The sequence below is a fragment of the Streptomyces sp. NPDC043854 genome (assembly GCF_056436005.1).
Genome location: NZ_JBWKDK010000084.1, coordinates 12,257 through 19,095 on the forward strand (window position 1 = coordinate 12,257; position 6,839 = coordinate 19,095).

Consider the following 6,839-nt stretch of genomic DNA (forward strand, 5'->3'; position numbering starts at 1 on the left):
CCCCGGCGCTCCCGCCCCCCCCCCCCCCCCCCCTCCCCCCCCCCCCCCCCCCCCCGCTGCGCCCGCGCAGGCGACAATGGGCGCATGAGTCTGTTCCGCGACGACGGCATCGTGCTGCGCACCCAGAAGCTCGGGGAGGCGGACCGCATCATCACGCTGCTGACCCGCGGCCACGGACGGGTGCGGGCCGTCGCCCGCGGGGTGCGACGCACCAAGTCGAAGTTCGGCGCCGGGCTGGAACCTTTCTCCCACGCCGACGTGCAGTTCTTCGCCCGCGGCAGCGAACTCGTCGGCCGCAGCCTGCCCCTGTGCACCCAGACCGAGATCATCGCCCCGTACGGCAACGGCATCGTCACCGACTACGCCCGCTACACCGCCGGCACCGCGATGCTCGAGACCGCCGAGCGGTTCACCGAGAACGAGGGCGAGCCCGCCGTCCAGCAGTACCTGCTGCTCATCGGGGCCCTGCGCACCCTCTCCCGCGGCGAGCACGCCCCGAACCTGATCCTGGACGCCTTCCTGCTGCGCTCGCTCGCGGTCAACGGCTACGCGCCCAGCTTCGACGACTGCGCGAAGTGCGGCATCCACGGCCCCAACCGGCACTTCTCCGTCGCCGCGGGCGGGGTCGTCTGCGGCGACTGCCGGGTGGCCGGCAGCGTCGTACCATCAGCTGAGGCCATCGGGCTGCTCAGCGCTCTGTTGACGGGAGACTGGGCAACCGCCGACGCGGCGGAGCCGCGGTACGTGCGCGAGGGGAGCGGACTCGTCTCCGCCTATCTGCACTGGCATCTGGAGCGCGGGCTGCGCTCCTTGCGTTACGTAGAGAAGTGACCGAGATCGGAGACCAAGCGCCATGGCAGTACGCGGATTCCTGGGACGCTCCCGCCGCGAGTACAAGCTTCCCGAACCGCACCCCTCCGGTGTCCGGCCGCCGAAGATCCCGGGCGAGCTGGTCCCGGAACACGTCGCCATCGTGATGGACGGCAACGGCCGCTGGGCCAAGGAGCGCGGCCTGCCGCGCACCGAGGGCCACAAGGTGGGCGCGGAGCGTGTCCTCGACGTCCTCCAGGGCGCGATCGAGATGGGCGTCGGCAACATCTCCCTCTACGCCTTCTCCACCGAGAACTGGAAGCGCTCGCCCGACGAGGTGCGCTTCCTGATGAACTTCAACCGCGACTTCATCCGCAAGACCCGCGACCAGCTCGACGAGCTCGGCATCCGGGTGCGCTGGGTGGGCCGCATGCCCAAGCTGTGGAAGTCGGTGGCCAAGGAGCTCCAGGTCGCGCAGGAGCAGACCAAGGGCAACGACAAGCTGACGCTGTACTTCTGCATGAACTACGGCGGCCGCGCCGAGATCGCCGACGCCGCCCAGGCCCTCGCCGAGGACGTGAAGGCCGGCCGGCTGGACCCGTCGAAGGTCAACGAGAAGACCCTCGCGAAGTACCTGTACTACCCGGACATGCCGGACGTGGACCTGTTCCTGCGCCCCAGTGGCGAGCAGCGCACCTCCAACTACCTGATCTGGCAGAGCGCGTACGCCGAGATGGTCTTCCAGGACGTGCTGTGGCCGGACTTCGACCGCCGCCACCTGTGGCAGGCCTGCCTGGAGTACGCCCAGCGCGACCGCCGCTTCGGCGGCGCCCTCCCGAACCAGGTGGAACCCACCTCCGCAGGCTGACCGGGCGGCGGTCGGGCAGGCCGCCGAGGTGTACTACGGGGCGGCCCGCAGTGACGTGCGCGAGGTGCTGCGGGTCCGCCGGCAGAACGGCGACCTGGCCTGGCTGCCCAAGCGCGGCGCGCTCACCCCGGCCGAGCCGGACTTCGTACGGCGGACGATCGCCGGAACCTGCCGCGGCTGTAGGCTCCGCTGCCTTGCACAGGCGCGAAACAGGGCAGACGGGCGCTCCTGGGCGCCCGTCTGAGCCGTCTGTAGCCCTTGCAGACCGCCGGCCGGGTTACCGGGCCCCCGGGACCGGTCCGGGGCGCTCAGGAGGCGGCAGCGGCCGCGCAGTCGGCGCAGGTGCCGAAAATCTCCACCGTGTGGGCGACGTTCACGAAGCCGTGCTCGGCCGCGATGGACTCCGCCCACTTCTCCACGGCCGGGCCCTCGACCTCGACGGCCTTGCCGCAGCCCCGGCAGACCAGGTGATGGTGGTGGTCGCCGGTGGAGCAGCGCCGGTAGACGGACTCGCCGTCGCTGGTGCGCAGCACGTCGACCTCGCCGGCGTCGGCGAGGGACTGGAGGGTCCGGTAGACCGTGGTCAGGCCCACGGAGTCGCCGCGGTGCTTGAGCATGTCGTGCAGCTCCTGGGCGCTGCGGAACTCGTCCACCTCGTCCAGTGCCGCAGCGACGGCTGCCCGCTGCCGGGTGGATCGTCCTCGTACTGGCGCGGTATTCGTCTCGCCAGGCGCAGTCGCCACCGGTTCCTCCTCGTATCGGCCTCGCGCCCATTGTGCCAGGCGGCGGTGGCTCCCCGGCCGTCCTAGACCTTCACATCGTCACGGGTGCAGACCGCTTCGGCGGCGCGGGCGGCGTTCGCCCGGCGCCGGGCCAGCGGCGCGGACAGCGCGGTCATCGCCATGAAGACGCCGATGGCGAGCAGCACGATGGTCGCGCCGGAGGGCGCGTCGATGTAGTACGTCGCGGCCGTGCCGGTCAGTGACACGCCCAGGCTGATGGCGATGGCCGCGCCCAGCGTCGTCGCGAATCCGCGGGTGATCCGCTGGGCCGCCGCGACCGGGATCACCATCATGGCGCTGACCAGCAGCAGCCCCACGATGCGCATCGCGACGGTCACGGTGATCGCAGCGGTGATCGCGAGCAGCAGGTTCAGCGCCCGCACCGGCAGCCCGGTGACGCGGGCGAACTCCTCGTCCTGGCAGACGGCGAACAGCTGCCTGCGCAGACCGATGGTGACGGCGATGACGAACGCGGCGAGGATCACCATGGCGACGACGTCCTCCGGCGCGACGGTGGTGATCGAGCCGAACATGGCGCTGACCAGGTTGGTCGTCGAACCGCCCGGCGCCATGTTGATGATCAGGACGCCGCCGGCCAGACCGCCGTAGAAGAGCATGGCCAGGGCCACGTCGCCGCTGGTCTTGCCGCGGGAGCGGATCAGCTCCATGCCGATCGCACCGAGGACGGCGACCAGCGTGGCCATCCACACCGGGCTGGACCGGAAGAGGAAGCCGAGCGCGACACCGGTCATGGCGACGTGGCCGAGGCCGTCGCCCATGACCGCTTGCCGCCGCTGCACCAGGTAGGTGCCGATGGCGGGGGCGGTGAGGCCGACCAGGGCGGCCGCGAGCAGTGCCCGCTGCATGAAGGCGTGGGTGAGGAGGTCCATCAGCTCAGCAGTCCCGTCCGCAGGGGCTCGGCGTCGTGCGCCGCGTGGGGGTGTACGTGGTCGTGGCCGGGCAGGGCGTGCTGGCCCACGGCCTCGGGGGGCGGCCCGTCGTGGACGACGCAGCCGTCGCGTAGGACGACAGCGCGGTCGATCAGCGGCTCCAGCGGGCCCAGCTCGTGCAGGACGAGCAGGACGGTCGAGCCGGCCGCGACCTGCTCGCGCAGGGCACCTGCCAGGACCTCCTGGTTGGCGAGGTCCACGCCGGCCATCGGCTCGTCCATGATCAGCAGTTCGGGTTCGACGGCGAGCGCCCGGGCGATGAGCACGCGCTGGTGCTGGCCGCCGGAGAGCGCGTTCACGGAGGCGTGCGCGTGGGCGTCCATGTCGACCAGGGCCAGGGCCCGCTCGACGGCGGCCTTGTCGGCCTTGCGCAGGATGCCGAAGCGGGAGCGGGCCAGGCGGCCGGCGGAAACGACCTCGCGGACGGTGGCCGGGACGCCGCTGGCGGCCGTCGTGCGCTGCGGGACGTAGCCGATGCGCGACCAGTCCCGGAAGCGCTTGAACTCCGTGCCGAACAGCGACAGCTCACCCCCCGACAGGGGCACCTGGCCGACGACGGCGCGCACGGCCGTGGACTTGCCGGAGCCGTTGGCGCCGAGCAGGGCGACGACCTCGCCGCGCCGGACGGTGAGGTCGACCCCGCGCAGCACGGGGCGCGAGCCGAGCGAGGCGACGGCCCCGCTCAGGGATATGACGGGCTCGCCCGCCGCCTCGACGGGCTGGGACTCCATGGCACGCGCCTCCGTTACTGCCATCACTTGTTCCCGAGCGCCTTCTGCAGGTTCTTGAGGTTGGACCGCATGACCTCGAAGTAGTCAGCGCCCTGGGACTGATCGGTGATTCCCTCGAGCGGGTCGAGGACGTCGGTCTTCAGGCCCGTGTCGGCGGCGAGGCTCTTGGCCGTCTTGTTGCTGGCCAGGGTCTCGAAGAACACGGTGGAGACATTCTCCTTCTTCGCGAGCTCCTGGAGTTCCTTCATCCGGGCGGGGCTCGGCTCGGACTCGGGGTCGAGGCCGGAGATGCCCTCCTGGTCGAGGCCGTAGCGCTCGGCGAGGTGGCCGAAGGCGGCGTGGGTGGTGATGAAGGTCTTGGACGCGGTGTTCTTCAGGCCGTCCTTGAACTCCGTGTCGAGCGCGGTGAGTTTGCCGACCAGCTCGTCGGTGTTCTTCCGGTAGTCCGCCGCGTGGTCGGGGTCGGCCTTCTCCAGGGCTGCGCCGACGCCCTTGGCGACCTCGGCGTACTTCGCCGGGTCGAGCCAGACGTGCGGGTCGCTGCCGGCCTCGCTCTTGCCGTGGTCGTGGCCGTGCTCGTCGGTGTGGCCGGGCACGCCCTCGCCCTCGCCCTGGTGGCCCTGGTCGTGGCCGGCGGGTTCGTGGGCCTCCAGTTCGGTGAGGGAGGCGGCGTCGACGGCGTTCTTCACGCCGGACTGGGCGACGGCCTTGTCGACGGCGGGCTGGAGGCCCTTGAGGTAGACGACCACGTCCGACTCGCCGAGCTGGCCGGTCTGCTTCGGGGTGATCTCCAGGTCGTGCGGCTCGACGCCCGGCTTGGTCAGGGAGGTGACGGCCACGTGATCCTTGCCGATCTGCTCGGCGAGGAACTGCATCGGGTAGAACGACGCCGTCACGGCGAGCTTGCCGTCCTTGCCGCCGCCCGCGGAGGCCGCTCCGGAGCAGGCGGTGAGGGCCGTGGCGGCGAGGGCGGCGGCTCCGGCGAGGGCCGCGGTGGGTATGAGGCGTCGTATGTTCATGACATCCATTTTCATCAAGGATGGAAACCGTTGTCAAAAACCCTGGTCGCGGGCGGCGGGCGGACCGCGGAAAGGGGATCCGATTTGAAAGGGGGGGTGCGGGCGCCGCTACCCTGAGGCATTCGCGTTCGTCCTCGTCATGAAGAGAGCACCGTGGCCGCCGACAAGATCGAAACCATCGTCAGCCTGAGCAAGCGCCGTGGCTTCGTTTACCCGTGCAGTGAGATCTACGGTGGCTCCAGGGCTGCCTGGGACTACGGTCCGCTTGGTGTTGAGCTCAAGGAGAACATCAAGCGCCAGTGGTGGAAGGCGATGGTCACCGGCCGTGAGGACGTTGTCGGCATCGACTCCTCCGTGATCCTGGCCCCCGAGGTCTGGGTGGCCTCGGGCCACGTCGCCACCTTCTCGGACCCGCTGACCGAGTGCACCTCCTGCCACAAGCGTCACCGTGCCGACCACCTGGAAGAGGCGTACGAGGCCAAGCACGGCCGCCTCCCCGAGAACGGCCTGGCCGACGTCAACTGCCCCAACTGCGGTGTGAAGGGCCAGTTCACCGAGCCGAAGCAGTTCTCCGGCATGCTGGAGACCCACCTCGGCCCCACCCAGGACACCGGCTCCAAGGCGTACCTGCGCCCCGAGACCGCCCAGGGCATCTTCACCAACTTCGCCGTCGTCCAGACCTCCTCGCGCAAGAAGCCGCCGTTCGGCATCGCGCAGATGGGCAAGTCCTTCCGCAACGAGATCACGCCCGGCAACTTCATCTTCCGCACCCGCGAGTTCGAGCAGATGGAGATGGAGTTCTTCGTCAAGCCGGGCGAGGACGAGCAGTGGCAGGAGTACTGGATGCAGGAGCGGTGGAACTGGTACCGCGACCTGGGCATCCGTGAGGAGAACATCCGCTGGTACGAGCACCCGAAGGAGAAGCTCTCCCACTACTCGAAGCGCACCGCCGACATCGAGTACCGCTTCAACTTCGGCGGCAGCGAGTTCTCCGAGCTGGAGGGCGTCGCCAACCGCACCGACTACGACCTCAAGGCCCACTCCGCGGCCTCCGGTCAGGACCTCACCTTCTTCGACCAGGAGGCCGGTGAGCGCTACACCCCGTACGTCATCGAGCCGGCGGCCGGCGTCAACCGCGCCATGCTCGCCTTCATGCTCGACGCGTACAACGAGGACGAGGCCCCGAACGCCAAGGGCGTCATGGAGAAGCGCACCGTGATGCGCCTCGACCCGCGCCTGGCCCCGATCAAGGTCGCGGTCCTGCCGCTGTCCCGCAACGCGCAGCTGTCGCCGAAGGCCAAGGGCCTCGCCGCCGACCTGCGCAAGCACTGGAACATCGAGTTCGACGACGCGGGCGCCATCGGCCGCCGCTACCGCCGCCAGGACGAGATCGGCACGCCGTTCTGCGTGACCGTCGACTTCGACACCCTGGACGACAACGCGGTGACCGTGCGCGAGCGCGACACCATGAAGCAGGAGCGCGTCTCCCTGGACCAGATCCAGGCCTACCTCGGCAGCCGCCTGCTCGGCTGCTAGGTTCCGCTGGAACGGCCGGTGGGGGGGGGGGGGGGGGTGGGGCCGGGGGGCACGACCGTGTGGTTCGAAAAAAAAAAAAAGGGAAAAGAAGGGGGACCCTCCCCAGAGGGGGCGAGCTCCCCCCCCACCCTCTTCACTCTTTC

Annotated in this window: 8 protein-coding genes; 4 read left to right on the forward strand and 4 right to left on the reverse strand. The window is 70.2% G+C overall.

Annotated features, from left to right (window positions below):
* Positions 1-84: 84 nt before the first annotated feature.
* The 3 genes from recO to AC068A_RS35475 are packed head-to-tail and all read left to right on the forward strand — an operon-like array spanning position 85 to position 1,922.
* Entirely contained in the window at positions 85-831 is a 747-nt protein-coding gene (gene recO, locus AC068A_RS35465; RefSeq protein ID WP_478590418.1) for a DNA repair protein RecO, read from the forward strand.
* Positions 832-853: 22 nt separating this feature from the next.
* Positions 854-1,678: an isoprenyl transferase gene (locus AC068A_RS35470; RefSeq protein ID WP_478590419.1), complete on the forward strand. Its 825-nt coding sequence runs from the start codon at positions 854-856 to the stop codon at positions 1,676-1,678.
* A gap of 28 nt (positions 1,679-1,706) precedes the next feature.
* A complete protein-coding gene (locus AC068A_RS35475; protein ID WP_478590420.1) occupies positions 1,707-1,922 on the forward strand; it encodes a hypothetical protein in 216 nt (71 codons plus the stop codon).
* 64 nt (positions 1,923-1,986) lie between these two features.
* Here AC068A_RS35475 and AC068A_RS35480 read toward each other — a convergent pair whose 3' ends face one another.
* The 4 genes from AC068A_RS35480 to AC068A_RS35495 form a co-directional block, all read right to left on the reverse strand.
* A complete protein-coding gene (locus AC068A_RS35480) occupies positions 1,987-2,421 on the reverse strand; it encodes a Fur family transcriptional regulator (RefSeq protein WP_385423303.1) in 435 nt (144 codons plus the stop codon).
* Between the two features lie 62 nt (positions 2,422-2,483).
* Positions 2,484-3,350: a metal ABC transporter permease gene (locus tag AC068A_RS35485; RefSeq protein ID WP_478590421.1), complete on the reverse strand. Its 867-nt coding sequence runs from the start codon at positions 3,348-3,350 to the stop codon at positions 2,484-2,486.
* A complete protein-coding gene (locus AC068A_RS35490) occupies positions 3,350-4,141 on the reverse strand; it encodes a metal ABC transporter ATP-binding protein (protein WP_478590422.1) in 792 nt (263 codons plus the stop codon). The genes AC068A_RS35485 and AC068A_RS35490 overlap by 1 nt, the downstream gene beginning before the upstream one ends.
* A gap of 23 nt (positions 4,142-4,164) precedes the next feature.
* Positions 4,165-5,160 carry a metal ABC transporter substrate-binding protein gene (locus tag AC068A_RS35495; protein ID WP_478590423.1) on the reverse strand — a complete coding sequence of 332 codons (996 nt, stop codon included), beginning with the start codon at positions 5,158-5,160 and terminating at the stop codon, positions 4,165-4,167.
* Between the two features lie 153 nt (positions 5,161-5,313).
* Between AC068A_RS35495 and AC068A_RS35500 the strand changes: the two genes are divergently transcribed.
* Complete coding sequence (locus AC068A_RS35500) at positions 5,314-6,696, forward strand: glycine--tRNA ligase (RefSeq protein ID WP_478590424.1); 1,383 nt, start codon at positions 5,314-5,316, stop codon at positions 6,694-6,696.
* Positions 6,697-6,839: the final 143 nt, after the last annotated feature.